The organism is Aeromonas rivuli, from assembly GCF_000820045.1.
In the GTDB taxonomy this organism is placed as follows: domain Bacteria; phylum Pseudomonadota; class Gammaproteobacteria; order Enterobacterales; family Aeromonadaceae; genus Aeromonas; species Aeromonas rivuli.
Genome location: NZ_CDBJ01000001.1, coordinates 1 through 262, shown reverse-complemented (window position 1 = coordinate 262; position 262 = coordinate 1). Strand labels below are relative to the sequence as shown.

Below are 262 nucleotides of genomic sequence, written 5' to 3'. Positions count from 1 at the left end.
GGGCGCCCCACACCGCCGATATCCGGTACTGCAGCGGCAACAGGCTGTTGGAGTTGGTCGCCACATATTGCACCGTGAAGTCGTTGTCGATAAAGGCCCAGGTCAGGCAGAGGAACGACAGCAACAGCAGCAGGAACTGGGCATAGGCCAGCGGGCGGGCGGCTTGCATCATGCCAATCCGCCCCCACTTGGCGCCGAGCAGCGGGTAGCTGCCGAGCAGCAAGGAGGTGGCAAAAGCCAGGATCAGGGCGAACTGACCAAG

Annotated in this window: 1 pseudogene; it reads right to left on the bottom strand. The window is 63.0% G+C overall.

Annotated features, from left to right (window positions below):
• Positions 1–262 (bottom strand): annotated as a pseudogene (locus tag BN1130_RS22780) (heme lyase NrfEFG subunit NrfE); the annotation flags it as partial.